This window comes from Pseudomonas capeferrum, from assembly GCF_013523055.1.
Lineage (GTDB): Bacteria > Pseudomonadota > Gammaproteobacteria > Pseudomonadales > Pseudomonadaceae > Aquipseudomonas > Aquipseudomonas capeferrum_A.
The window spans coordinates 289730-314420 of record NZ_JAAMQM010000002.1; the positions used below are offsets into that span (position 1 = coordinate 289730).

Genomic DNA, 24691 nt, shown 5'->3' on the forward strand with positions numbered 1-24691 from the left:
GGATGAGACAAGCACCCGGCCCCAGGCGGCCCGCTTCATGAAGCGGGTCTGTTGCCTGAAGCCCTCGGCTCGCTACTTGCTACGTATTACAGGTGGCGTGGAGCTTGGAAACGCGTGACGATCAGTGGGTTGGCGCACCTTTGGCAATCCAGGCGCCGACCAACTCACGCTCCTGCTGTGTCATCTGCGTGATGTTGCCCAGTGGCATGATCTGGCTCGCTACCGCCTGGGCCTGGATCCGCGCTGCTTGCGCCTGGATCTGCTGCGGAGTGTCGAACATCACGCCACCCGGTGCCGCGCTGAACAGTGGGCTGGTCGGCGTGGACGAATGGCACACCGTGCAGCGTTCCTGAATAACGCTGTGGATCTTCTCGAAGTCCGCATCCGATGTGGTCGTGCTAGCCGCTTGCGCCTCGGTCGCGGGCGCCTGGGTTGCCTGGGCGGCTTGCTCGGCGCGACGCTCGGCAGCCGTCTTCCCACCTTGCGCGGTTTCCGGCAGTGGCTGGTACTGGCTCTGCGCGGCCGCCTGCTCAGGGGCGGTCGACATCGGCTTGGGACCGGTCACATAGGCCAGGCAGATCATCGCCAGGGCGCCGACTGGCAAGGTCCAGGCGTACTTGGCGCTGTCATGGCGAGTGTTGAAGTAGTGACGGATCAGCACGGCTGCCACGGCGATGCCCGCCAGGATCAGCCAGTTGTATTGGCTGCCGTAGGTGCTTGGGAAGTGGTTGCTGATCATGATGAACAGCACTGGCAGAGTGAAATAGTTATTGTGGCGCGAACGCAGCAATCCCTTGGCGGGCAGGAGCGGGTCCGGGGTGACGTTCTTCTCGATGGCGGCAACCAGCTGGCGCTGCGCCGGCATGATGATGCGGAAGACGTTGCCGACCATGATGGTGCCCATGATCGCACCGGTGTGCAGATAGGCGCCACGACCGCTGAATATCTGACTGAAGCCATAGCAGGCGGCGATGATCAGTACGAACAGGACGCCGCCGAGCAGGATAGGGCGCTTGCCGAGCGGCGAGTCACAGAGCAGGTCATAGATGAACCAGCCCGCGATCAGCGAGCCGATCCCGATGGCTACGCCTTCCGGGCCGCTCAGGCTGCTGCCGGGTGCCAGCAGATACAGGACGGGGTTCCAGTAGAACACCACGCACAGCAGGGCTACGCCCGACATCCAGGTGAAATAGGCTTCCCATTTGAACCAGTGCAGGTTGTCCGGCATCTTCGGCGGCGCGAGCTTGTATTTCTCCAGGTGATAGATACCCCCACCATGGATCGCCCAGAGATCGCCGGACAAGCCATCACCCGGGTTGGCCCGGTTGAGGTTGTTCTCCAGCCAGACGAAGTAGAACGACGCGCCGATCCAGGCCACGCCAGTGATCAAGTGAACCCAGCGCACGCTCAGGTTCAGCCATTCCAACAGATGTGCTTCCACAGTCTTTACCTCTTCCCTGGCGCCCTGTAGCCGGGCACTCAGGCCTTCTCTTATTGGTGGGGGTCGAGGATCAGTCGTGCATCCTCATTGAAAAAATGCTCATCGCAGTTGTTGCCGGAACCACTGCGATCAACCACCAGGAAGTCATCCCGCTTTTCGATCGTCAGCACCGGATGGTGCCAGACGCCGCGATGGTAATTGATGCCCTGCCTGCCATTACTGCGGAAGGCGCGGACCAAGCCTGATACAGGTGCATCGCCAACGGGCGCGACCACGATCAGAAAGGGGTTGCCGAGCAGCGGGATGAAAGCCTGGCTGCCCAGCGGATGGCGTTCAAGCATGCGAACGGTCAGAGGCATCTCCAGCGCGTCGGCGCGGAAGATGCTGATGATCGCCTTGTCCTCGGGCTCGGCGGTCTCGACCGTGGCGAGCTTGTGGAAACGCATGGTCGAGCCGTTGTTGATCATGAAGTGATCGCTGCCATCGGTTTCAATCACGTCACCGAAGGGGGCGAAGGCTTCTTTGCTCAGGGGCTCAATCACGAGTGTGCGCATGCGGTTTTTCTCTTTGTTCTAGGTGTGGGGAAACGGTCGCGAGGGGCAGGTGGCCCTCACAGTTGCAGCAGGCGGAACAGGGCTATCAGGTTGATCTGGGCCAGGGCTTCCTTGAACTCGGCATCGACGTCGTTGTGGATGCGTTTTTCGAACGCGGCAAGGATCTGGTGACGATTGCTGCCCTTGACGGCCATGATGAACGGGAATTGGAACTTGGCCTTGTAGGCATCGTTAAGCGCCGTGAAACGGGCGAATTCCTCGGCCGTGCACTGATGGATCCCCGCGCCCGCCTGCTCGTCGGTGCTGGACTGGGTCAGCTCGCCCTGGATGGCCGCCTTGCCTGCCAGGTCCGGGTGGGCGTTGATCAAGGCCAGTTGCTCGGCATGGCCGGCGCTGAGCAGAATGTCGCTCATGCGCTGCTGCAGCGCCTCGACTTCATCCAGTTCATGCAGTTGGCCCAGGTCGAAAGCCTTTTCGGCCACCCACGAGGAATGCTCGTAGATATCACCGAAGGTCCTGACGAAGGTGGCCCGGTCCAGGGTCGAAGGTTTGAGGGTCTTGAAGGCTGTCATCAGGCGTTCTCGTTCTTGTAGGGGTGAGTGGCATGCCAGTGGCGGGCGATGTCGACGCGACGGGCGAACCAGACCTGATCGTGACTCTTGGCGTACTCGATGAAGCGCTTGAGCGCGGCCAGGCGCGCCGGACGACCAATCAGACGGCAGTGCAGGCCGATGGAAAGCATCTTCGGCGCCTCGGCGCCTTCTTCGTAGAGCACGTCGAAGGCGTCCTTGAGGTACTGGAAGAATTGCTCGCCGCAGTTGAACCCTTGCACCTGGGTAAAGCGCATGTCGTTGGTGTCCAGGGTGTAGGGGATCACCAGGTGCGGCTTGTCGGTCGGGTTGTTGCGTTCCCAGTAGGGCAGGTCGTCGTCGTAGGTGTCGCTGTCATAGAGGAAACCGCCTTCTTCCATCACCAGGCGACGGGTGTTCACGCTGTTGCGGCCGGTGTACCAGCCCAACGGACGCTCGCCGGTGATTTCGGTCAGGATGCGGATGGCCTCGAGCATATGCTCGCGTTCCTGGGCTTCGTCCATGTACTGGTAATCGATCCAGCGGTAGCCGTGGCTACAGATCTCGTGACCGGCCTCGACCATGGCGCGGATCACGTCGGGGTGGCGCTGGGCAGCCATGGCCACGGCGAAGATGGTCAGCGGCACGCCGCTGTCCTTGAACAGCTTGAGCAGGCGCCAGACGCCAGCGCGGCTGCCGTATTCGTAAAGCGACTCCATGCTCATGCAGCGCACGCCCTGCAACGGCTGCGCGGCAACCATTTCCGACAGGAAGGACTCGGACTCCTTGTCACCATGCAGGATGCTGCGCTCGCCGCCTTCCTCGTAGTTGAGCACGAAGGACAAGGCGATGCGGGCGTTTCCTGGCCAGCGCGGATGAGGTGGGGTGTTGCCGTAACCGATCAGATCGCGAGGGTAGTCAGCGCTCACTGCAGTCTTCCTTCTTGTGCGTTAGTGCGGGTGGTGACCGTCCCAGATGGGTATCGCGTGCACCGGATGGATTGATTGTATACAACTTGTGAAACTTTTTGTAAGCCTGTTTTTTTGCATTTCTTTCATCCGGTGCGTCAGGATGAGGTTGCAAAAAACTTGCCTGATTGGTCAGTAAAGAATGCTGGCCACGCTGTGAAGCCTGACTTTTCGACTTAAGGTAGGTAGGGAGGGGCTGAGCGAAGATGTCGCTGAAAATTGTGTACAATTTAAGGATAAAATGTCTTAATAGTGCTATTGGCCTTCGCCGCGTGCCCTGTGGTGATGCCTGACGTGTATTTTCTGCCCACCGATCGAACAAGAGGCTACAAGCAATGGGACGATTGACCACGCACGTACTGGATGCCGCCCACGGCTGCCCAGGCAGCTCGATCAAGGTCGAGCTCTACCGTGTAGAAGGCCAGCAGCTGGAGCTGGTGCACACTACCCTGACCAACAGCGATGGCCGCGTCGACTCGCCGCTGCTGCAGGGTGACGACTACCGCAGCGGGGTGTACCAGCTGCAGTTCAGCGCTGGTGACTACTACCGCGCCCGTGGCGTGCAATTGCCTGATCAGGCGTTCCTCGATGTGGTGGTGCTGCGCTTCGGCATCGATGCCGGGCAGGATCACTACCATGTGCCGTTGTTGATCTCGCCTTACAGTTACTCGACCTATCGCGGAAGCTAGTTGGTCGCTAGAAGAATCTTCGTAGGTCCTTGCCCGCTCACACTGGCGGGCTTTTTTTCGCCTGCGAAATCTGGGGCAGGGGCGGCCCCGAATATCGATATCGGTTGGTTGGTGGGGCTTTGCAGTCTCTACAATATGGACTGCCCCTAGGTTGGTCACTTGTCCATTAATTACAGGTCAGCCTGGCCCGGTGTGAGCTGGCTAAGTTGACCTGCAAGTCATGGGCGGGTGCCCAGAATTTGGGGGGCAGTTCATGTAGCAACCCACCCAGGCAGACCCATTCGCCTTGGCGGAGACAGGGGAGGCGGTGGTCACAATCCGTCGAGGCGCTCTCGACTACCTGCGACCACGTTCCGGCTTGCTTACAGGAACACGAACTTCGCGATGAAGATCACGCACAGCACCCACAGGCTGGCCGTGACTTCGCGCCAGCGTCCGGTACCCGCCTTGAGCACCACGTAACTGATGAAGCCCAAGGCAATCCCATCGGCGACCGAGAACGTCAGCGGCATCATGATCACCGTGAGAATCGCCGGAATACTGTCAGTCGCGTCGTCCCAGTGGATATGCGCCATGCTGCCCATCATCAGCATCGCCACATAGATCAGCGCACCGGCCGTCGCATAGGCGGGAATCATCCCGGCCAGCGGCGCGAAGAACATCGCGGCGACGAACAGCAGTCCGACCACCACGGCAGTCAGCCCGGTGCGGCCCCCGGCAGCGACCCCAGCGGCGCTTTCCACGTAGCTCGTGACCGGCGGCACACCCACGGCCGCGCCGAATACGCTGGAAGCGCTGTCGGCCTTGAGCGCGCGCGACAGGTTCTCGATGCGTCCGTCGGCGCTCACCAGATTGGCGCGCTGCGCCACGCCCATCAGCGTGCCGGCGGTGTCGAACATGTGCACGAAGAGGAAGGCCAGCACCACGCTGATCATGCTGATGTTGAACACGCCGGCCACATCCATGGCCATCCAGGTCGGCGCCAGGCTCGGTGGCAGCGAAAATACCCCCCCGTACTCCACCATGCCCAGGCCCCAGCCGGCCAGGGTCACGACGATGATGCTGATGAGGATGGCACCGAACACCCGGTGATAGCTGAGCACGGCGATCATCAGGAAGCAGATGGCCGCCAGCAGCGGACCAGGCTCGTGCAGGGAGCCGAGCTTGATCAGGGTGGCGGGGCTGTCGACGACTATGCCTGCGGTCTTCAGCCCAATCAGGCCGAGAAACAGCCCGACGCCAGCGCCCATGGCGTGTCGCAGGCTGATGGGTATGCTGTTGAGCAGCCACTCGCGCACGCGGGACAGTGTCAGGAACATGAACAGCACCCCGGACACGAACACCGCGCCCAGCGCCGCTTCCCAGGTGTAGCCCATGGTGCCGACCACGGTGTAGGTGAAGAAGGCGTTCAGGCCCATGCCTGGCGCCAGGCCCACCGGCCAGTTGGCGTACAGGCCCATCAACAGGCAACCCAGCGCCGCGGAGATGCAAGTGGCGACGAACGCCGCGCCATGATCGATCCCCGCGTCGGCCATGATGTTGGGATTGACGAAGATGATGTAGGCCATGGTGATGAAGGTGGTCACCCCGGCTATCACTTCGGTCTTGACGGTACTGCCGTGTCGCTTGAGTTTGAAGATCCGCTCCAGCCAGCTCGTGTCGAGCGGGGGAGCGATATCCAGCCCGGGGGCTTCGGATTTGCGGCTTTCCACAGCGATTACTCCTCAAGTCGTTCTTGTTGTTCGGAGCTGTCTCCTGCGCTATGCACTTGGGAGCTCCGCGAGGGGGCAGACCACCGACCATTTTGTTGACTAAAAAGTCAGGAAGTCGCTCGCTGGATTATGCTGTTGTGTACAAAGAATGCAAATAATGTTTTATCTATTGTTCGCATCCAGATCCGCACGAAGGCTATATGCCGAAAACGCTACCTGCAGAAACGGTTATCCCTGTGTACAATGGCTGCATACCTTGACCTTTATTTCTTACCAGGACTTGCCATCCCCCCTCCGACACGCATTACAGTCGAGGCTCGAACGGCGGATCCCCGTGCACGAGTGCCCATGAACGAACAGCTGCAACCTCTGAAGAAACCTGCACGCACCGGCAAGGCCGGGCGCAGTGGTACCCAGGACGACATCGTCTACGCGCATATCTTCGAGGCGATTCTCGAACAGCGCCTGGCGCCGGGGACCAAATTGAGCGAGGAAGCGTTGGGTGAGATCTTCGGGGTCAGCCGCACCATCATTCGTCGTGCCCTATCGCGCCTGGCTCATGAGAGCGTCGTCCTGCTGCGACCCAATCGCGGAGCGGTGGTGGCCAGCCCTACGGTGGAAGAGGCGCGCCAGGTATTCTTCTCCAGGCGCATGGTGGAGCGCGCCATCACCGAGCTGGCGGTCCAGCACGCCACGGCCGAGCAGCTCGGCCTGTTGCGCCAGATGGTCCGTGAGGAGCGTGACAGCTTTTCGCGCGGCGACCGCGGCGCCGGCATACGCCTGTCCGGCGAGTTTCACCTCAAGCTGGCGGAAGCGGCGGGCAATGCGCCATTGGTCAGCTTCCAGCGCAGCCTGGTCTCGCAGACTTCGTTGATCATCGCCCAGTACGAGAGCGGTAACCGCTCCCACTGCTCCTACGATGAGCACATGCAACTGATCGATGCCATCGAAGCCCGCGACGCCGAGCAAGCAGTGAGCCTGATGATGCACCACATGGACCACATCGACAGCAAGCTGAACCTCGACGAAGAGGGTGCTTCCGACGACCTGCATGCCGTGTTCTCGCACTTGCTGCAGAGCAAGAAAAGGGTCCCGGCCAAGGGTTGAACCCCGTTCAAGCCACGGTCTGGCCCTGGGTCGACTGCGGCTTCGAAGCACAATGCCGCAACCGCCTGATTTGACGAGACCTGGCAGGGGCGTGCCAGGTCAAGGCGCCGCCCCATGCTTCAGTCGATCGCTATCGATCGCGCTTATGCACGCAATGCCCCGCCGCGTACGTTTCCCGCACCGTCCGGTCATCGCCCAGGGTGGTCAGCACGAACAAGGTTTCCTCGATACTCTTCGACTGCTGCAGGCGATAGTCCAGCAGTGGCGTCGCCTTGTAGTCGAGCACCACGAAGTCGGCGTCGTTGCCAGGTCGCAGGCTGCCGATGCGATCCTCCAGGCGCAGGGCGCGGGCGCCACCGAGCGTGGCCAGGTAGAAGGACTTTAAGGGGTGCAGGCGAGCGCCCTGAAGCTGCATGACCTTGTAGGCTTCGTTCAAGGTGTTGAGCAACGAGAAGCTGGTCCCGGCTCCCACGTCGGTACCCAGGCCGACATTGACCTTGAAGCGCTCGGCCTGCGGGAGATTGAACAGGCCGCTGCCGAGGAACAGGTTGGACGTCGGGCAGAACGCCACCGCCGAGCCGGTCTCGCCCAGCCGCTGGCATTCCTCGTCGCACAGGTGCACGCCATGGGCGAATACCGAGCGCTCGCCAAGCAGCTCGAAATGGTCATAGACATCCAGGTAGCCTTTGCGCTCGGGGAATAGCGCCTTGACCCAGTCGATCTCCTTGAGGTTCTCGCTCAAGTGGGTATGCAGGTATACCCCGGGGTGCTCCTTGAGCAATTGTCCGGCCAAGGCCAACTGCTCGGGCGTGCTGGTCGGCGCGAACCGCGGGGTGACCGCATAGTGCAGGCGACCCTTGCCGTGCCAGCGCTCGATCAGCATCTTGCTCTCGGTATAGCTGGACTCAGCGGTGTCGGTCAGGTAATCCGGCGCGTTGCGATCCATCATCACCTTGCCGGCGATCATGCGCAGGTCCAGCCGCTGCGCTTCTTCGAACAAGGCATTGACCGACTCGGGATGCACGCTGCCGAACACCAGGGCAGTCGTGGTGCCGTTACGCAGCAGCTCCTCGACGAAGATCTTCGCGACCTTGTCGGCGTGGGCCTTGTCGGCGAACTGTTTCTCGCAGGGGAAGGTGTAGGTGTCCAGCCAGTCCAGCAGTTGCTCGCCGTAGGAGCCGATCATGCCTGTCTGGGGGAAGTGGATATGGGTATCGATGAAACCCGGGGTGATCAGGGCATCCTGGTGGTGGACTACCTCGATGTCGGCATCCAGGGTCGGCAGCAGCTCGCTGGCGTGGCCAACCGCGCTGATGCGACCGTCGTCGATCACCAGCAGGCCGTCTTCGAAGTATTCGCAAGAAGCTTCGATGCCGACCTCGGCCGGGTCGGCGATGCTGTGCAGGATGGCGGCGCGATAGGCCTTGCGGGTCTGGTTTACGCTCATGAAGGATCTCTTCAGCTGGCCTGGCTGCGACGCGAAGGCGGCAGCAGCTGGGCAATGGGGCCTGCGTTGGCGCCAGCGTCATGCTGGCCGAAGCAGGCGTTGTAGGTGGCTATGATTTCCGCGGCGATGGACACGGCGATTTCGATGGGCAGCTTGCCCTTGACCTCGGCCAGGCCCATCGGGCAACGCATGCGCTGCAGCAGGGCATCGCCGAAGCCACGGTCGCGCAGGCGGTGCTCGAATTTGGCCCGCTTGGTCTGCGAGCCGATAAGGCCGAACCAGGTGAAATCGTTGCGCTTGAGAATGGCGGCGGACAGTTCCAGATCGAGCGCATGATTATGCGTCATGACGATGCAGTAGCTGCCCGGCGGCAATTCGCTGACTTCGTCGACCGGTTCCTCGCTGATCACCTTGACCACACCGCTGGGCAGGGACTCGGGGAACTCCTGTTCGCGCGAATCGATCCAGCGTACCCGGCAGGGCAGCGCGGCGAGCAAGGGGACCAGGGCCCGGCCTACATGGCCCGCGCCAAACACGGCGATCTGCGCTTGTACGGCGCCCATCGGTTCGAACAGCAACACGGTGACACCCCCGCAGCACTGGCCCAGGCTGGCACCCAGGCTGAAGCGTTCCAGGTGAGGCATGGTGCTGCGCTCGGCGAGCATCTGCCGGGCGATATGCAGGGCCTTGTATTCCAGGTGACCGCCACCGATGGTGTCGAACAGCTGGGCGGCGGTGACCACCATCTTGGAGCCGGCATTGCGCGGCGTCGAGCCACGTTCCTCGATGATGGTCACCAGGATGCTGGGCTCGCCACGAACCTGGAGGTCGGCGAGGGCGTTTATCCACTGGTGCATGGCGTTCTATCCTCTCTCGAATGCAGCGCGGGCAAGCGAGCTCATTGCGGCACGGTTTCCATGTCGAGCGCAGGCGGTCGGACGGCCTGGGCCTGGCGCATCTGCTCGCAGCCCCAGAGCACCCGCTCCGGCGTGGCGGGGGCGTCGATCCTGGGCTGCACACGGTAGTCCGCCAGGCTGGCGACGGCATCCTTGATGGCGCACCACGCGGCGATGCCAAGCATGAAGGGCGGCTCGCCCACGGCCTTGGAATGGAATACCGTGTCTTCCGGGTTCTTGCGGTTTTCCACCAGTTTCACGCGCAGGTCCAGGGGCATGTCCGCGACCGCCGGGATCTTGTAGCCGGCCGGGCTGTTGGTCATCAGCCTGCCCTTGGCGTTCCACACCAGTTCTTCGGTGGTCAGCCAACCCATGCCCTGGATGAAGCCGCCCTCGACCTGACCGATATCGATCGCCGGATTCAGCGATGCACCGACGTCATGCAGGATGTCGGTACGCAGCATCTTGTACTCGCCGGTCAGGGTATCGATGATCACCTCGACGCAGGCGGCGCCGAAGGCAAAGTAATAGAACGGCCGACCGCGCGCCAGGGAGCGGTCGTAGTAGATCTTCGGCGTGCGGTAGAAACCGGTGCTCGACAGTGAGACCTGGCCGAAATACGCCTGCTGGACCAAGGCCTCGAAACTGATGATCTCTTCGCGCAGGCGCACATGGCCATTGCGAAACTCCACGTCCTCCTCGGTGATCCTGTAATGCCGCGCGGCAAATTCGACCAGGCGCCGCTTGAGAATCTCGGCGGCGTTCTGCGCGGCCTTGCCGTTCAGGTCGGCGCCACTCGAGGCAGCGGTCGGCGAGGTGTTGGGCACCTTGTCGGTATTGGTGGCGGTGATCTGGATACGCCGGAAGTCGACCTGGAACACTTCGGCCACCACTTGCGCCACCTTGGTGTTCAAGCCCTGGCCCATTTCGGTGCCACCGTGGTTGAGATGAATGCTGCCGTCGGTATAGATATGAATCAGGGCGCCCGCCTGGTTGAGGAAGCTGGCGGTGAAGGAGATCCCGAACTTGACGGGCGTCAGCGCCAGCCCCTTTTTCAGGACCGGGCTGCCTGCGTTGAAGCGACGGATGGATTCGCGGCGCTCGGCGTAGTCGCTGCTGGCTTCCAGCTCGGCGGTCATCTCTTCGAGCATGTTGTGCTCGACGGTCTGGTGATAGTGGGTGACGTTGCGTTCGGTCTTGCCGTAATAGTTGACCTTGCGTACCGCGAGCGGGTCGAGCGCCAAGTGGCGGGCGATATGATCCATCACCTCCTCGATGGCAACCATGCCCTGTGGCCCGCCAAAGCCGCGGTAGGCCGTATTGGACGCAGTGTTGGTCTTGCAGCGATGTCCGTGGATCGTGGCATCGCCCAGGTAGTAGGCGTTGTCGGCGTGGAACATGGCGCGGTCGACGATGGAGGCCGACAAATCCGGCGAGCAGCCACAGTTGCCGGCGAGGTCGAAATTGATGCCGTGCAAGCGTCCGCGATCATCAAAGCCGACGTCGTACTCGATATAGAAGGGGTGGCGCTTGCCGGTCATCAGCATGTCTTCCACCCGCGGCAGGCGCATCTTGGCCGGCTGACCAGTCAGGCGGGCGACCACGGCGCACAGGCAGGCAGGACTGGCGGCCTGGGTTTCCTTGCCGCCGAAGCCGCCGCCCATGCGGCGCATGTCGACGACGATCTTGTTCATCGGCACGTCGAGTACTTCGGCGACGAGCTTCTGCACCTCGGTAGGGTTCTGCGTCGAACAGTAGACGATCATGCCGCCGTCCTCTGTCGGCATCACCGAGGAAATCTGGGTTTCCAGGTAGAAATGCTCCTGCCCGCCGATGTGCAGGGAACCTTGCAGGCGATGCGGGGCGCTGGTCAGCGCGGTCGCCGAATCGCCTCGTCGATGGGTATGGCTGTCCAGGACAAAGTGCTTGTCACGCAGCGCCTGAACCACATCCAGGACCGGCTCGAGGTCTTCGTACTCGATGATTGCCGCCATGGCGGCGGTGCGCGCGGTCTCCAGGTCACAGGCGGCGACGGCAAGTACCGGCTGGCCGACGAACTCGACCTTGTCTATGGCCAGCAAGGGGTCGCCGGGCAGCAGTGGGCCGATGTCCTTGAGCCCGGGAATGTCGTGGTGGGTGATGACGATGCGCACGCCCGGGATGGCGTAGCACGGCCCTGTGTCCACGCTCACTATGCGGGCATGGGCACGGTCCGAGAGCCGCGCATAGACGTGCAGCTGGTTGGGAAACTCCAGGCGATCATCGATGTACACCGCCTCGCCACTGACGTGCTTGTCGGCGCTGTCGTGTTTGAGGCTGCGGCCCACGCCGGTGGTCAGGTCCTGGCGGAACAGTTCGGCCATCTCGGCCTGGCTCTTGGCAACGTGATGGTCAGACATAAGCGGTCACCCGGGTCTCGATGTGCGGTGTTTGCAGTTCGATGAAGTACTTGCGCAGCAGGTTCTGTGCGGTCAGCAAGCGGTACTCCTTGCTGGCGCGGAAATCCGACAGCGGGGTGAAGTCCTCGGCCAGCGCCTCGCAGGCCTGCTCCAGGGTGGCCGCGTTCCAGGGCTTGCCGAGCAGGGCATCTTCGCAATGACGAGCGCGCTTGGCAATGGCCGCCATGCCGCCAAAGGCAACGCGCGCACCGCTGACAGTCCCGTCTTCGATACGCAGGTTGAAGGCCGCGCAGACGGCCGAGATGTCGTCATCCAGGCGCTTGGAAACCTTGTAGGCGCGGAAGGTCCAGGCATCGTTGGCGAGCGGCACGAGGACCTTCTCGATGAATTCGCCCTCCTGGCGCGCAGTGATGCGGTAATCGATGAAATAGTCTTCCAGTGCCAATATGCGCTGGCGCTCGCCCTGGCGCAGGACGATACAGGCATCCAGGGCGATCAGCAGGGGCGGGGAGTCCCCGATGGGCGAGGCATTGCCGATATTGCCGCCGAGCGTGCCCTGATTGCGGATCTGCAGTGAGGCAAAACGGTGCAGCAACGCGCCGAAGTCCGGATATTGCTCGTTCAAGGCGGCGTAGCAATCGGTCAGCGGCGTGGCCGCGCCGATCTCCAGGTGGGTGTCGGTCCTGTCGACGCGCTTCAGTTCCGCAACCTGGCTGACATGAATCATTACCGGCAGGGTCTTGTGCTGTTGCGTGACTTCCAGGGCCAGGTCGGTACCGCCAGCCAGCAGTCGAGCCTCGGGGTGCGCTTCGTACAATTCGGCGAGATCGTCGAGGGTGAGCGGTACCAGGCAGCGTTTGTCGCCGCTGTTCAGCTCGCCGGTCTGCTGGGGTGCTATAGCCTTCAGGCGCGCGATGATTTGCGCTTGTTGCTCGTCGAACTGGTCGCGGCATGGCTGGCGACAGCTCTGTCGCGCGGCGTCGAGGATCGGCCGGTAACCGGTACAGCGGCAGAGGTTGCCGGCCAGCGCTTCCTGGGCCTGATGCAGGTCGGGGCCATCGCTGTTCTTTTGCAGCGCGAACAGCGACATGACGAAGCCAGACGTACAGAACCCGCACTGTGAACCGTGGCAGTCGGCCATCGCCTGCTGGACGCTGTGCAGCTGGCCCTGATGCTTGAGGCCCTCGACGCTGATCAATTGCTTGCCATGCAGGCTGCAGACGAAGGTCAGGCAGGAGTTGATGCTGCGATAGCGAAGGCTCTCCTGGCCCTGTTGGTCGGTGACCCGCTCGCCCACGACCACCGTGCAGGCCCCGCAATCGCCGCTGGCGCAGCCTTCCTTGGTGCCGGGTTTGCCAAGATGCTCGCGCAGGTATTGCAGCACCGTCATGTTCGGGTCCAGGGCATGCTCACTGCGCAGCTCCTGATTGACAAGAAACTGGATCACGGGAAGGCCTCACGATGGGTTTATTGTTGTTGAGCCGACTCTAAGCAACGCTCGACCTCGCGGTCAATAATTTTCTGACTTAAAGGTCAAGAAAAGTGGGTTGCCTGGTTTTCGATGCTCAACGGCCCGCTTTACAAGCATAGATCGCGCCGCCCTGCGTCGGCGGTGTCATCCGCTAAAGCGCGATTGCCCTTTGCGCGGCGGCCAGGCAAGTGCGCTACAATCCCGCGCTTGCGCACAACCTGACGATTTCGAAGGAAAACCATGACGTTCAAGGCGCCGGATAGCCTCTCCGAGCAGATCGCCCATCATCTGGCCGAGCGGATCATCCGTGGCGAGCTCGCGCCCGGCGAGCGTATCCAGGAGCAGAAGGTCACCCAGGCCCTGAATGTCAGTCGAGGCTCGGTGCGCGAGGCCTTGCTCATTCTCGAGCGTCGGCATCTGGTGACGATCCTGCCGCGCCGTGGCGCCCATGTGACCTACCTTGACGAGCGCAATGTCCGCAGCCTGTGCACCCTGATGGGCGAGTTCTACATCCTTCTCGGCAACGCGGTCGCCAGCCATTGGCGCAGCGAGGCCGACCTGCAGCCTTTCATTGCCATCCAGCGACGTCTGCGCGACGCCTACGAGCGTCAGGACATCGAGGCCTTCGTCGCCGATAGCTTTGCCGTGATGCGAGCCGCCTATCCGTTCGCCGACAACCCGTATCTGCAGGAGACCGTGGAAAACCTGCAGCCGGCCATGAGCCGTGCCTACTATCTGGCTCTCGATCAACGTCAGACGAGCATGACCGATTACCTGGACCTGTTCGCCTGCCTGCTCGAAGCCGTGGTGGCGCGTGATCATGGACGAATTCGAGAAGTTCTCGCCGCTTATTGCCAACGCAGTTGCGAACTGGTGCTGGCCGCACTGGCCAAGGGCTGACCATGCGCCTCAAATGCATCCGCCTGGCGGGTTTCAAGTCCTTCGTCGATCCAACCACGGTCAACTTCCCCAGCAACATGGCGGCGGTAGTCGGGCCCAATGGCTGCGGCAAGTCCAACATCATCGATGCGGTGCGCTGGGTGATGGGTGAAAGCTCCGCCAAGAACCTGCGCGGCGAGTCCATGACCGACGTCATCTTCAATGGCTCTACCAGCCGCAAGCCGGTCAGCCAGGCCAGTATCGAACTGGTGTTCGATAACAGCGACGGGACCTTGGTCGGCGAATACGCGGCCTATGCCGAAATCTCCATCCGTCGCAAGGTCACCCGCGAGGCGCAGAACACCTATTACCTTAATGGCACCAAGTGCCGACGCAAGGACATTACCGACATCTTCCTCGGTACCGGCCTTGGCCCGCGCAGCTATTCGATCATCGAGCAGGGCATGATCTCCAAGCTGATCGAAGCCAAGCCCGAAGAGCTGCGCAACTTCATCGAGGAGGCGGCCGGGATCTCCAAGTACAAGGAGCGTCGCCGCGAGACCGAGAACCGTATCCGCCGCACCCAGGAGAACCTGGCGCGCCTGACCGACCTGCGTGAAGAACTGGAACGTCAGCTCGAGCGCCTGCACCGGCAGGCCCAGGCTGCCGAGAAGTACCGTGAGTACAAGGCCCAGGAGCGTCAACTCAAGGCTGGCCTGTCTGCCTTGCGCTGGCGTGCGCTGGATGAGCGGGTTCGCCAGCGGGAACTGGTGATCGGTGACCAGGAAGTGGCGTTCGAGGCTCTGGTGGCCGAGCAGCGCAATGCCGATGCCAGCATCGAGCGCCTGCGCGATGGTCACCATGATCTCTCCGAGCGCTTCAATCAGGTCCAGGGACGCTTCTACTCGGTAGCCGGCGATATCGCGCGGGTCGAGCAAAGCATCCAGCATGGTCAGCAGCGCCTGAGACAGCTGCAGGACGATCTCAAGGAGGCCGAACGCACGCGTCTTGAAACCGAATCGCACCTGGGTCACGACAGCGCGCTGCTGGCGACCCTGAGCGAAGAGCTGGAGATGCTCGAGCCCGAGCAGGACATTACCCTCGAAGCCGCCGAGGAGGCCGCCGCTACCCTCGAGGAAGCCGAGCTCGGCATGCACGGCTGGCAAGAACAGTGGGACACCTTCAACACGCGATCCGCCGAGCCGCGGCGTCAGGCCGAAGTCCAGCAGGCACGCCTGCAACAGCTGGAAAAAGGCCTGGAGCGCGTATTCGAGCGCCAGCGCAAACTGGGCGAGGAACTCGACCAGCTGGGCGCGGATCCCCAGGATGCCGCCATGCTCGACCTCGCCGAGCAGGTCGCCAGTAGCGAGCTGCTGCTCGATGACCTGCAGATACAGGAGCAGCAAGTCATCGACCAGGTCGAAGGCGTGCGTGAACACCTGCAGCAAACCACGCAAACCCAGCAGCGACTGCAGGGCGAGCTGCAACGCCTGGGTGGTCGCCTGGCCTCGCTGGAGGCACTGCAGCAGGCCGCGCTGGAGCCTGGCGGCGAGACGGCCGGCTGGCTGCGTGAGCAAGGCCTGGAACAACGGCCACGTCTGGCGCAAGGCCTGCGCGTCGAGCCGGGCTGGGAGCTGGCGGTGGAAACCGTGCTTGGCGCCGATCTGCAGGCGGTGCTGGTGGACGACCTTGCCACGCTGGATTTCGCCAGCCTCGGCCAGGGTGATATCCGTCTGCTGGAAACGGCCGGGACGGGCGTCGGTCAGCCGGGCAGTCTGCTGGACAGGATCGAGAGCCGAATCGATTTGAGCCCCTGGCTTGGCAAGGTCAGACCCGTCGAAAGCCTCGAGCAGGCCCTGGCCCTGCGCGCAGATCTGGCGGACGGCCAGAGTCTGGTCAGTCGTGACGGCTACTGGGTGGGCCGACATTTCCTGCGGATCAGCCGTGGCAATGAGTCCCAGGGTGGCATGCTGGCCCGAGGTCAGGAGATCGAGAGCCTGACCTTGCAACAGGGAGAGCAGGAAGCACGGCTCGAACAGCTCGACCAGCAATTGCAGGGTTTGCGAGATCGACAGCGCGATCTGGAAGAACAACGCGAGCAGCTACGCCGCCGCACTCAGGAAGAGAACCGCCAACAGGGCGAGCTGAAGGCGCGACTCTCGGCCGGGCGTGCCCGTGCCGAGCAACTGGAACTACGTCGTCGGCGTCTGGAGGAAGAATTGGCCGAGCTGCAGGAGCAGCGAGCCGTCGAAACCGAGCAGCTGGGCGAGTCACGCCTGCTGCTGCAAGAGTCGCTCGAACTGATGGCCCAGGATACCGAGCAGCGCGAGCAATTGCTGGCCCGGCGCGACATTCTGCGCGAAGGCCTCGATCGCATTCGCCAGGAAGCGCGGCAGGCCAAGGATCATGCGCATCAATTGGCCGTGCGCCTGGGCTCGTTGCGCGCCCAGCACGAGTCGACCCGTCTGGCCCTGGAGCGCCTGGAGTTGCAGGCCGCCCGTCTTTCCGAGCGCCAGGAGCAACTGAGCTTGAATCTGGAAGAGGGTGAGGCGCCGTTGGAAGAGTGGCGTCTCAACCTGGAGGAGCTGCTCGAGCGCCGTATGAGCGTCGATGAAGAAATGCGCCAGGCCCGCTTGCACATGGACGAGGCCGACCGCGAGCTGCGCGAGGCCGAGAAGCGTCGCACCCAGGCAGAACAGCAATCCCTGCTCCTGCGCGGTCAACTGGAGCAGCTGCGACTGGAGTGCCAGGGCCTGGACGTCCGTCGCAAGACGCTCCAGGAGCAGTTGCTGGCCGACGGCTACGATCTGCAAGGGGTGCTCGACACGCTCGAGCCCGAGGCCAACGAAGAAGATACCGAGCAGGCACTGGAGCAGGTCGAAGGACGGATCCAGCGCCTGGGCGCGATCAACCTGGCCGCCATCGAGGAATACCAGCAGCAGTCCGAACGCAAGCGCTATCTGGATGCGCAGGACGCCGACCTGGTAGAGGCGCTGGAAACTCTTGAAAACGTCATTCGCAAGATCGACAAGGAAACCCGCAATCGCTTCAAGGATACCTTTGATCAGATAAATGCGGGTTTGCAGGCCCTTTTTCCAAAAGTTTTCGGTGGCGGCAGTGCTTACCTGGAACTGACGGGCGAAGATTTACTCGATACTGGGGTGACAATCATGGCGCGTCCTCCGGGCAAGAAAAACAGCACCATCCATTTGCTGTCCGGCGGCGAGAAAGCATTGACCGCACTGGCTCTGGTATTCGCGATCTTCAAGCTGAATCCGGCACCGTTCTGCATGCTCGACGAGGTCGACGCGCCGCTGGACGATGCCAACGTCGGTCGCTATGCGAGGCTGGTGAAGGAAATGAGCGAGACCGTACAGTTCATCTACATCACCCACAACAAGATCGCCATGGAGATGGCCGATCAGCTGATGGGAGTGACGATGCACGAGCCAGGGTGTTCACGTCTTGTTGCAGTTGATGTCGAAGAGGCGTTGGCGATGGTCGATGCCTGACTGGCCAAGGGGCCGGAGCGCCTGAAAAGGACCTGATCGGCAGCGAAATACCCTGTCGAATGCGACAGACGGTGTAAAGTTGGCTTTGGTCGTGCTAGCTTAATGTCACATGTTTTCTGCGTGGGTAAAACGCCTGTCAGAACATAGGGTTGGCGCCACGTGTTAAAGGGCTTTGAAGCCTTGTTTTCCAGCATATTTTTTTACAGAGGCACGGGATTACATGGAAATCGGTCTGCGCGAGTGGCTGATCGTCATCGGCATCATTGTCATTGCCGGTATTCTTTTTGACGGCTGGCGCCGCATGCGTGGCGGCAAGGGCAAGTTGAAGTTCCGCCTGGATCGCAGTTTCTCCAATCAGCCGGAAGAAGAAGGCAATGCCGAGGTCCTGGGTCCGCCCCGGGTACTGGATACGCACAAGGAACCGGAGCTGGACGAAGGCGACCTGCCCTCGGTCAGCGCGCCGACGCGTGAGCGCGAGGTCAAGCCGTCCAAGGTATTCAAACGTAACAAGCGAGCTCCCGAGCCGCAGCAGGCAGACGTGGGCCTGACCGCCGGTTCTCGCGATGCCGAGCTGTTCGCCGAGGGCGACGACGATTACGCCGATGATGGTCGCGATGCCGGGTTCTCTGCCAACGGCGCCGCCAACAAGGACCTGCCGCCGGTGGAAGAGGTGCTGGTGATCAGTGTCATTTCGCGTGATGAAGGTGGCTTCAAAGGCCCTGCCTTGCTGCAGAACATCCTCGAAAGCGGCCTGCGTTTCGGTGAAATGGACATCTTCCATCGGCATGAAAGCATGGCCGGTCATGGCGAGGTGCTGTTCTCCATGGCCAACGCCGTGAAGCCTGGTATCTTCGACCTGGACGACATCGACCACTTCAGCACGCGTGCCGTGAGCTTCTTCCTGGGTCTGCCAGGGCCTCGTCACCCGAAGCAGGCTTTCGACGTGATGGTCGCGGCCGCCCGCAAGCTGGCCCATGAACTCGATGGCGAGCTGAAGGACGACCAGCGCAGCGTGCTGACTGCGCAGACGATCGAGCATTACCGTCAGCGTATCGTCGAGTTCGAACGCCGCGCCCTGACGCAAAAACGCTGAGGCCTCCGTGCGAGAGCGGATCGCTCTCGCGTTGGCCAGCCAGCGCAGACCCGAATCAAGAGTCCAGCAGAGAGCAGCCCCGGCTGCTCTTTTGCATTGCAAGAGACGATGAACATGAGCGCCGAATCCCGAATCCTTGAACTGCGTGCCGAACTCGATCGGCACAACTATCGCTACTACGTGCTGGACGAGCCGAGTGTCCCCGATGCCGAGTACGATCGTCTTTTCAACGAGCTCAAGGCGTTGGAGGCCGAGCACCCGGACCTGGTCAGTGCCGATTCACCCACGCAGCGGGTCGGCGGCATGGCCTTGGCGGCGTTCTCCCAAGTGCGTCACGAGATCCCCATGCTCAGCCTTGGCAACGCGTTCGAAGAGGGCGACCTGCGTGAGTTCGGTCGGCGCGTGGTCGAGGGACTGGACCAGCCAGGGGAGGCCGTGGATTACAGCTGCGAGCCCAAGCTCGATGGTCTGGCGGTCAGCCTGCTGTACCGTGACGGGCAGTTGGTCCAGGGCGCCACGCGTGGCGACGGCACCACCGGTGAAGACATCAGCACCAACGTGCGCACCGTGCGCAACATCCCGCTGAAGCTGCGGGGCAGCGGCTGGCCGGCCGTGCTCGAAGTGCGCGGCGAGGTCTACATGAGCAAGGCCGGGTTCGAGCGCCTCAACGCCACCCAGGCCGAGGCCGGTGGCAAGACCTTCGCCAACCCGCGCAACGCCGCCGCGGGCAGCTTGCGCCAGCTGGACTCGAAGATCACCGCCAGCCGTCCACTGGAGTTCTGCTGCTACGGCCTGGGCCAGGTGTCCGAGCCCGTGGCCGACAGCCATATCGGTATCCTGGAGCGGCTCAAGGCGTGGGGCATGCCGGTCAGCCGCGAACTCAAGCACGCGGCCGGCATCGAGCAATGCCTGGACTATTACCGCGACATCGGCGCGCGCCGCAACGAGCTGCCCTACGAAATCGACGGTGTTGTATTCAAGGTCAACAGCCTGGCTTCGCAGCGCGAGCTGGGCTTTCGTTCCCGCGAGCCGCGCTGGGCGATCGCCCACAAGTTCCCGGCCATGGAAGAACTGACCGAAGTGCTGGATGTGGAATTCCAGGTGGGCCGTACCGGTGCCGTCACGCCCGTGGCGCGTCTGAAGCCCGTGAAGGTCGCGGGCGTGACCGTGTCCAACGCGACTCTGCACAACATGGATGAAGTGTCACGGCTGGGCCTGATGATCGGCGATACCGTGATCATCCGCCGCGCCGGCGACGTTATCCCGCAAGTCATGCAGGTGGTGCTCGAGCGTCGCCCCGAAAGCGTCCGCCCCGTGCCCGTACCCACCGAGTGCCCGGTTTGCGGTTCGCAGGTCGAGCGCACCCAGCTGGTCAAGCGCAGCAAGGGGCGGGAAACCACCAGCGAAGGCGCCGTTTACCGTTGCGTGGGTCGCCTGGCCTGCGCTGCGCAACTGAAGCAAGCGATCATCCACTATGTATCCCGTCGCGCCATGGACATCGACGGCCTGGGTGAGAAAAGCGTGGAGCAACTGGTCGATCAGGGCCTGATCCGCTCGCCCGCGGACCTCTACCGCTTGACCTTCGACCAGGTCGTCGCGCTGGAGGGCTTCGCGCAAGTGTCCAGCAACAAGCTGCTGGCCGCCATCGAGCGGAGCAAGCGTCCGAGCCTGGCGCGTTTCATCTACGCCCTTGGCATTCCCGACGTGGGCGAGGAGACCGCCAAGGTCCTCGCCCGATCGCTGGGCAGCCTCGAGCGGGTCCAGGCAGCGTTGCCACAGGTGTTGACCTATCTGCCCGATATCGGCCTGGAGGTCGCCCACGAGATCCACAACTTCTTCGAAGACGAGCACAACCGTAATGTCATCCAGCAGTTGCTCGACTGCGGCATGCAGTTGCAGGACCAGGGCGAGCTCGGCGCCGAGTTCGCCGCTAGCGCCACGCTGGCCGGCATGATCGCCAAGCTCGATATCGCCTCCGTCGGCCCCACTGGAGCCGACAAACTGGTCGCCCGCCTGGGCAGTCTGGACAAGATCATCGAAGCCGACGGCATCGATTTGCGCCAGGCCCTGAGCAGCAGGCAGGCGGAGTCCGTGCGTGAGTTTTTCAGAAGCGAGACCAACCAGAAGCTGGCGCGGGACATCGAAGCGCAGCTCCTGGAGTTCGGCATGCATTGGGCCAGCGAGAAGAAGACGACCGAAGGCCTGCCGCTGGCGGGGCAGAGCTGGGTCCTGACCGGCAGCCTGGAGCGCATGAGTCGCGACATCGCCAAGGACCATCTGGAAAGCCTGGGCGCCAAGGTATCGGGTTCGGTTTCCGGCAAGACTCATTGCGTGGTCGCCGGGCCCGGCGCAGGCTCCAAGCTGACCAAGGCCGCCGAGTTGGGTATCAAGGTGCTGGACGAGGAGGCATTCGTCGCCTTCCTGGCCGAGCACGACATCGCCGTGTGAGTGGGAGAAAAGACAAGTCATTGAGAAATGATGGTTTTTTCTTTGCGGCAGAGGTTGTAAGTTCGCCCCAGACCGGTACAATGGCGCGGCTCATCACTGAATGAGCAGCGTAGTGGTGGCCCCATCGGTCCCCCCGCAACGATCAACCGTCAACCCGGTCAGGCCTGGAAGGGAGCAGCCGTAGCGGTGACATCGTGTGCCGGGGTGTGGCTGATGGGGCTGCCTCCATTTCAGGCTCTTGAAATCTCAAGGCCTTCCTGGCTACACGCTCACCCTATGACAGTTGCACAGGTATTCCATCATGGACATCCATCGGATTTCGTGACTGATGCCGGCGGCTCATGGTGACGATCCGATCTGCAATCCTGTGCGCACCTCGACCTGCCTCGTGTTTACTTCTCGAAATCCACCTGCGAACCTTCCGTCTCTCGCAACCCTTGAACCTGTGAAAATCCTGGTGCTTACTCGTCACCTTGTTATCTGAAGCGCGTCAGGAGTGCCGATCGTGGATGAAGTAGATCCCTTGACCAAAGGCAGGCTTCGCGACTGGCAGGCCCGGCGCCTGGCCATCAAGGACCAGATGCAGGCCAGTCCCGAGAGAACTCTCGAGCTGTCCAGAGTGCTGGATCTCATGGACGAAGAGCACGAGCAGATTCTCCATGCGGCAAGAAGCATCGGAGTGATCAACGATCCTGAAGGGGAGGCTGATAGCGCGCCATCCTCGCCACTCGGCCTCGTCGAAGCTGTAGCATGCCAGGCGTCCGGGCACGGCATTGACAGAACGACCTCGAATCCGGTTCGCCAGCAGTGCGAGCTTCGACTGAGCCTGTCGGCAAAGAGCGTCGGCGATCTTCGCAAGCTGCTGGCGCTGGCTATCCACGAGCTTGATGGAAAGCTCGAGCAAGATGACAGCGTCATGGGCCGTCCGGGAGATCATGCGGGACATATGTCCGGGACGCTGGGCGAATATCGTTTCGAACTGGATGTGAAAGATGAAGCGGATGAGTGATGCCACGGGGCCAGAAACCCCTGAAGAGGGCGTGGCCAGGATGGAGGCCGGTCACGAGCGGCCGTATGAGGTGTCGGACGAGACGCTTGCGCGACATCTGCTGCCGCTGCTCGAGGTGTATGATGTGAAGTGGCATGGGCATGGTGTCATCTATGTGAATGACGAGCCCTACAATATCGAGACCTCCGTCAGGATCGTCGCTGACCTGAGCAAGTGCCTGGGTCTGCCTGCCGATGTCGTACGCCGCCGTTTGATCGAGGCGCGTCTGCTCAAGGATGCGCGCAAGAAGCCGCTGCGCAGCAATGCCGCGCAAACTGTCGTCGATCAGCTCGCATCGAGAACACTGCTATCGACCTTGGCGTCGAAGCGTCTAGATCATGAAGACCCTGACCAGACCTGACGCCAGGACGATAGCCGCCTGAGACACGAGACCCCATGCAGCCGGAACATTATGACTTTTCCAATCCCGTGTATCTGCCCATCACGCCAGAGTGCTGCCAGCAGCTGCTCGAAAGCGAAGGCGTGGCGGGTCTTGACGCGCTGAGCGATGCGGAACTGGCTGCGGTGATGGTCATCCAGCACCTGGCCCAGTCGGGTGACAAGGGTATTACCGCGGGCGGCGCCGAAAAAATCCTGGGAAAACTGCTGGCGTGGGGCGTCGATCCTGCGGGCCCAGGCGGCACTGGCTTGCTGTCCGAAGCGCGGCGCCTGTTCGATCAGCGCAAGCTCTACTTCGGCCTGGGCTTGCTGAAGGGCATGAACCTGCGCCTGCTCGACGCGGACGAGGTCAAGGCACGTGAGTATCTGCTGGCCGATGGCGGATGGGACCTGGGTTACAAGGTTCGCCACCATGAACGGCATAATCCCTTCAACAAGCGGATGATCACGGCGCGCAGGTCGGAGCGCTGGCTGAGCTCGGCCCAGGACAGGCTGGTACGAACCTTCCGGGCGAACCTGGACGAGCACCTGCATGTCCAGGGCTACGCGGGCGTTGGCAAGAGTCACCTGCTCGGGGCCTTGATGGAATGCCTGCAGCCGGGGCGCACGCTGGCGCTGGCGCGTACCGACGGCAAGCTCGAAGCCCTGCGGCGACGCCTTGGCGGCTCCGCGAAGATTCCCGGTCTGAGCTTTCAGGCGTTCGCCCAGGCGGTGCTTGCCGGACCTCGCGGTGGGCCGGGCAAGCGATTCGACAAGGGCTCGCCCCGGCTTGCCACCAAGTCGGCAGTGTCCGAAGAACTGTCGATCTTCGGCTTTCGCGGGTACAGCCAGGTACAGACACTGGACATCTGTCTGACGGCACTGGCCCGCTACTGCGATTCGTGGGAGCGGACCTTGTCCAAGGATCATCTTCCAATTTTCCGACAGCCGTTGTCCGCGGTGGAAGAGCGGGTATTGCTGGAGTATTCCAGTCGGGTCTGGACCTGGCTGGATGCCAACCCGCAGTGGTCCGGCCGGACCGGGTTCGAGGCGTTGCTGGTGGTCAAGCTTGCAAGCCTGGCCGGCTGCCGGGTCCCGTCGCGGTTTACGCACGTGATCGTCGACGAAAGCCAGGACTTGCCACCGCCGTTGTTGCAGATCATCGAGCGTGGCCGGCAGGTGCTGATCACCCTCGGCGACGAATACCAGAAAGCCAGCGGCCCGGTAGTCCGGCGCCAGCGGCAGGTTCGGCAGAACGACGTCAGCTATTCGGTACGCTCGGGGCGCAAGGTGGAGGAATTGGTCAACCCGCTGATCACGCTGCACTCCGAAAAGCCCAGGATACCTTTCGAGGGCGCTCGCGATGCCGATGTGAGTATCGAAACCTATCCTGAACGATTCACGCCACCCGAGGGGTGCGTGGTGCTGACCGGCTCGCGTTGGGACAGCATGAAATGGGCCGTGGAGCTGTCGCGCAACAACTGCGGTTTCGGTTTCCTGGACAAGGCGGCGGAAGACGACATGAAGCGGTTCATGAAAAGCGCCGTCAGGCGTTTCAGGCCGGATGTCTATGGCGCTGAGGGGGATGATGAGCTGCATCCCTGGTTCGCCGAACTGACGGATTGGCGACAGGTGTCCGAGGCCAGCCGGTTCGACGAGTCTTTCCTTTGGTTGCAGGGGGAGCTGGAGCAAGGCTTCACTGTAGCCGACGTCACGGCCTTGGATCGGATGACCGGCAAACGCGCCTCGAGCTGCCTGTTGCTGATGGCGGAAGAGGCGGGGGGGTGGGAGTTCGACCAGGTCCTGCTGACGCCAGGGCTGCTGACCACGGTGCCGTTCAAGGATGTCTACGAATTCGATCACCGGATCTGTGCGGTCTACATCGCCATTTCGCGCGCCAGGCATACCCTCTATCTGCCCTATGACCTGCAAGAGTGGATCGACTACCACGGCGGCAACCATCGCGAACTGCATGGGTACTGAGTCTCCTGAGCGATGCAGTCCCGCAGGGGAGAAGTCGGCCTACCGGGCCGCCAGACCGTCTGCGATCGCGGCCCAAAGGCTCCCCTGGCATTGAAAC

At 62.3% G+C, this 24691-nt stretch carries 18 protein-coding genes and 1 other RNA gene; 10 read left to right on the plus strand and 9 right to left on the minus strand.

The genetic code is table 11. From position 1 onward, the window contains the following. Window positions 1–121 precede the first annotated feature (121 nt). From G7009_RS03805 to puuE, 4 genes are read right to left on the minus strand one after another with little or no spacing between them, the layout of a single operon-like run. The gene (locus G7009_RS03805) at window positions 122–1441 is read right to left on the minus strand and encodes a urate hydroxylase PuuD (RefSeq protein WP_181128634.1); all 1320 of its coding nucleotides are present in this window, start codon (window positions 1439–1441) and stop codon (window positions 122–124) included. 50 nt (window positions 1442–1491) lie between these two features. Next, a complete protein-coding gene (locus G7009_RS03810; protein WP_181128635.1) occupies window positions 1492–1995 on the minus strand; it encodes an ureidoglycolate lyase in 504 nt (167 codons plus the stop codon). Window positions 1996–2051: 56 nt separating this feature from the next. Next, window positions 2052–2567: a 2-oxo-4-hydroxy-4-carboxy-5-ureidoimidazoline decarboxylase gene (gene uraD, locus G7009_RS03815; RefSeq protein ID WP_181128636.1), complete on the minus strand. Its 516-nt coding sequence runs from the start codon at window positions 2565–2567 to the stop codon at window positions 2052–2054. After that, window positions 2567–3493 carry an allantoinase PuuE gene (gene puuE, locus G7009_RS03820; RefSeq protein WP_181128637.1) on the minus strand — a complete coding sequence of 309 codons (927 nt, stop codon included), beginning with the start codon at window positions 3491–3493 and terminating at the stop codon, window positions 2567–2569. The genes uraD and puuE overlap by 1 nt, the downstream gene beginning before the upstream one ends. Before the next feature lie 374 nt (window positions 3494–3867). Here puuE and uraH point away from each other — a divergent pair, with 374 nt between their 5' ends. Then, a complete protein-coding gene (uraH, locus tag G7009_RS03825; protein ID WP_181128638.1) occupies window positions 3868–4221 on the plus strand; it encodes a hydroxyisourate hydrolase in 354 nt (117 codons plus the stop codon). A 362-nt stretch (window positions 4222–4583) separates the two neighbouring features. On the opposite strand, the gene G7009_RS03830 is transcribed toward uraH, so the two are convergent. Beyond that, window positions 4584–5933 carry an NCS2 family permease gene (locus G7009_RS03830; RefSeq protein WP_181128639.1) on the minus strand — a complete coding sequence of 450 codons (1350 nt, stop codon included), beginning with the start codon at window positions 5931–5933 and terminating at the stop codon, window positions 4584–4586. A gap of 348 nt (window positions 5934–6281) precedes the next feature. Here G7009_RS03830 and G7009_RS03835 point away from each other — a divergent pair, with 348 nt between their 5' ends. Continuing rightward, window positions 6282–7040, plus strand: a complete 759-nt coding sequence (locus G7009_RS03835; protein WP_181128640.1) for a GntR family transcriptional regulator — start codon at window positions 6282–6284, stop codon at window positions 7038–7040. A gap of 130 nt (window positions 7041–7170) precedes the next feature. On the opposite strand, the gene guaD is transcribed toward G7009_RS03835, so the two are convergent. From guaD to xdhA, 4 genes are read right to left on the minus strand one after another with little or no spacing between them, the layout of a single operon-like run. Then, entirely contained in the window at window positions 7171–8487 is a 1317-nt protein-coding gene (gene guaD, locus G7009_RS03840) for a guanine deaminase (RefSeq protein ID WP_181128641.1), read from the minus strand. Between the two features lie 11 nt (window positions 8488–8498). Further along, a complete protein-coding gene (gene xdhC, locus G7009_RS03845) occupies window positions 8499–9344 on the minus strand; it encodes a xanthine dehydrogenase accessory protein XdhC (protein ID WP_181128642.1) in 846 nt (281 codons plus the stop codon). A gap of 41 nt (window positions 9345–9385) precedes the next feature. After that, a complete protein-coding gene (xdhB, locus tag G7009_RS03850; protein ID WP_181128643.1) occupies window positions 9386–11782 on the minus strand; it encodes a xanthine dehydrogenase molybdopterin binding subunit in 2397 nt (798 codons plus the stop codon). Next, window positions 11775–13229, minus strand: coding sequence for a xanthine dehydrogenase small subunit (gene xdhA, locus G7009_RS03855; protein WP_181128644.1), 1455 nt, complete (start codon window positions 13227–13229; stop codon window positions 11775–11777). The genes xdhB and xdhA overlap by 8 nt, the downstream gene beginning before the upstream one ends. Before the next feature lie 264 nt (window positions 13230–13493). Here xdhA and G7009_RS03860 point away from each other — a divergent pair, with 264 nt between their 5' ends. The 8 genes from G7009_RS03860 to G7009_RS03895 all read left to right on the plus strand — a co-directional run bounded on the left by G7009_RS03860 (window position 13494) and on the right by G7009_RS03895 (window position 24594). Then, window positions 13494–14153, plus strand: coding sequence for a GntR family transcriptional regulator (locus tag G7009_RS03860; protein ID WP_181128645.1), 660 nt, complete (start codon window positions 13494–13496; stop codon window positions 14151–14153). A gap of 2 nt (window positions 14154–14155) precedes the next feature. After that, the gene (gene smc / locus G7009_RS03865; protein ID WP_181128646.1) at window positions 14156–17644 is read left to right on the plus strand and encodes a chromosome segregation protein SMC; all 3489 of its coding nucleotides are present in this window, start codon (window positions 14156–14158) and stop codon (window positions 17642–17644) included. A 220-nt stretch (window positions 17645–17864) separates the two neighbouring features. Then, window positions 17865–18737 (plus strand): cell division protein ZipA, encoded by an 873-nt coding sequence (zipA, locus tag G7009_RS03870; protein ID WP_181128647.1) that lies wholly within the window; start codon window positions 17865–17867, stop codon window positions 18735–18737. Between the two features lie 114 nt (window positions 18738–18851). Next, window positions 18852–21185, plus strand: a complete 2334-nt coding sequence (gene ligA, locus G7009_RS03875) for an NAD-dependent DNA ligase LigA (RefSeq protein WP_181128648.1) — start codon at window positions 18852–18854, stop codon at window positions 21183–21185. 122 nt (window positions 21186–21307) lie between these two features. Continuing rightward, an RNA gene (gene ffs / locus G7009_RS03880) (signal recognition particle sRNA small type) lies at window positions 21308–21404 on the plus strand. A gap of 286 nt (window positions 21405–21690) precedes the next feature. Further along, the gene (locus tag G7009_RS03885) at window positions 21691–22194 is read left to right on the plus strand and encodes a hypothetical protein (protein ID WP_181128649.1); all 504 of its coding nucleotides are present in this window, start codon (window positions 21691–21693) and stop codon (window positions 22192–22194) included. Next, window positions 22187–22594 (plus strand): hypothetical protein, encoded by a 408-nt coding sequence (locus tag G7009_RS03890; protein ID WP_181128650.1) that lies wholly within the window; start codon window positions 22187–22189, stop codon window positions 22592–22594. Before G7009_RS03885 ends, G7009_RS03890 begins: the two co-directional genes overlap by 8 nt. A 35-nt stretch (window positions 22595–22629) precedes the next feature. After that, window positions 22630–24594: a hypothetical protein gene (locus tag G7009_RS03895; protein ID WP_181128651.1), complete on the plus strand. Its 1965-nt coding sequence runs from the start codon at window positions 22630–22632 to the stop codon at window positions 24592–24594. Window positions 24595–24691: the final 97 nt, after the last annotated feature.